General features: G+C 69.9%; 1 protein-coding gene. It reads left to right on the top strand.

The window, feature by feature from the left end; genetic code table 11:
* Window positions 1-526: 526 nt before the first annotated feature.
* On the top strand, window positions 527-2,455 hold the full coding sequence (locus L0P92_RS43810; protein WP_234768708.1) for an alkaline phosphatase family protein: 1,929 nt from the start codon (window positions 527-529) through the stop codon (window positions 2,453-2,455).
* Window positions 2,456-2,518 lie beyond the last annotated feature (63 nt).

The following is a 2,518-nucleotide window of genomic DNA, read 5'->3' as shown; positions in this document are numbered from 1 at the left end:
GCCGGGCGAGGGCGCTCGGGACAGGGCCGGGGAGCCGGGTGACGGGGCTGCAGGGCCGGGGGAAGGGTCCACACAGCCGGGTGACGCGGCCAAGGAACCCGGCGAGGGGGCTCGGGACAGAGCCAGGGAACCGAGTGACGGGGCTGCAGGGCCGGAGGAAGGGTCCACGGAGCCGGGTGACGCGGCTGAGAGGCCAAGCGGCGTGTCGGCGGGGCCGGATGACGTCGCCGAGAAGTCGGGCGACAGGGCCGTGGAGCTGATCGACGGGGCCGCCCCGTCGCCCAACGAGTCCGCGGGGCTGGCGGATGAGACAGCACGGCTCGCCGCTGAGTCCGTACAGCCGACCTGTGAAGAAGCCCCAGCGCCCGCGGGCGGGGTCGCACCGCCAACCGACGTATCCGCAGCGCCCTTTGACGAGGCCGCGCCGTCACGCGACGACTCTGCGCAACCCGCCAAGGGGACGGCACCGTCGACCGGAGAGCGAGCGCAGGCCTCCGCTCAGGCCGCTCGGTCCGCCGCCGAGTCAGTGCGGCCAACGGCCGCGACCTCAGCCCTCACGGTCGCCGACACTCCATCAACCGACAACTCTGCGGCACGCACCACGGAAGCCGCACCGTCGACGGACGACTCTGCGCAACCCACCGACGCAACCGCACCGTCGACCGGAGAAGCCGCGCAGCCCACCTCCGAGGCCGCGGCCGCCGACGGCGAGGGCGCACCGGCGGGGCCACCCGCAGGCGACGACGAGAGCCGCACGGGTGGTGCGGGTGGGAGCGACTCGGCCGAAGGCGGAGCCGAGGCCGGGGCCAGGGTCGGGGCCGGCAGGCCTCCCGTTCCCTACCTCCGCTGGACCCTCACAGCCCTCTCCGCCGCCCTCATCCACATCTGCCTGCAAATGCCGAACACCCTAGGCAACCTCAAGGCCACGGAGTTCCTACGCCTCCCCGCCGAGGCCATCATCGGAGCCGCCCTCCTCCTCAGCCTCCCCCGCCGCCTCCGCGTCATCACCGCAGCGACCGCCGGCGCCGCCCTCGGCGCCCTCACCGCCCTGAACATCCTCGACATCGGCTACAACGAATACCTGGGCCGCCACTTCAACATCATCCTGGACTGGGAACTCCTGGACGACGCCCAGTCCTACCTGAAGGACTCCCTGGGCAGCACGACCACCACCCTCCTCACCATCGGCGTCATCCTCCTCGTCGTACTCCTCATATCCCTCACCGCCCTCGCCACCACCCACATCGCCAACACCCTCGCCCGCCACAAGACAACCGCCTCCAAGGCCGCCCTGATCGCCGGCACCGTCTGGATCACCTGCACGGCCCTCGGCCTCCAGGCCGCCGGCGTACCACTCGCCGCCGACCACACCGCCGGCATCCTCAAGGTCCACGCCCACCGCGCACTGGACACCCTCCGCGACGAGGCGGCGTTCGCGAAGGACGCCAGGTCGGACACCTTCGGCAACACGCCCCCCGCCCAACTGGTCCCGGGCCTGCGCGGCAAGGACGTCCTGTTCACCTTCATAGAGAGCTACGGCCGCAGCGCCCTCGAAGACCCCCTGATCGCCCCCGGCGTCACGAGCACCCTCGACACCGACACCAAGGCCCTCGCCGACGCCGGCTTCCACGCCAAGAGCGGTTGGCTCACCTCGGCGACGTACGGCGGCAGCAGCTGGCTGGGCCACTCCACCACCCTCTCCGGGCTGTGGATCGACAACCAGCAGCGCTACCGCACCGTCATGGCCAGCGACCACCTCAGCCTCACCAAGGTCTTCCAGAAGACCGGCGACTGGGACACGGTCGGGGTCATGCCGGGCGTACAGAAGACCTGGCCGGAACAGCAGTACTACGGCCTCGACAAGGTCTACAACGCCTTCCAACTCGGCTACAAGGGACCGAAGTTCAGCTGGTCCACGATGCCCGACCAGTACGCCCTCGAGGCCTTCCAACGCCAGGTCCACGGCAAGAAGCGCGACAAGCCCCTGATGGCGGAGATCATCCTGACCTCCAGCCACCAGCCGTGGGCACCGCTCCCGGAGATGGTCGGCTGGAACGACCTCGGCGACGGCTCCCTCTTCAAGCCCATCCAGCAGGCCGGCACCGACCCGTCCGACATCATCTCCGACTCCACCCGCTCCAAGCAGGAGTACGGCAAGTCGATCTCGTACTCCATCACGAGTCTCACGCAGTGGCTGGAGCGCTACGGCACCGACGACACGGTCCTCGTCTTCCTCGGTGACCACCAGCCGATGGCCCGGGTCAGCGGCACGAAGGCCAGCCGAGACGTCCCGATCTCCATCGTCGCCAAAGACCCCAAAATCCTGGACAAAATCACCAACTGGAACTGGACGGACGGCCTCCAGCCCGCCCCCAACGCCCCCGTCTGGAAAATGAGCTCCTTCCGAGACCGCTTCCTAACGGCCTACGGCTCCACCCCCCACCCCACCAACTAACCAACCCCCTCGCCCCCGCCGCCCCTACCCGTCCCATCCCCAGGGGCTCCGCCCCTTCCACCC

Source organism: Streptomyces muensis (assembly GCF_021474425.1).
Lineage (GTDB): Bacteria > Actinomycetota > Actinomycetes > Streptomycetales > Streptomycetaceae > Streptomyces > Streptomyces muensis.
This window is presented reverse-complemented; position numbering and strand designations above follow the sequence as displayed.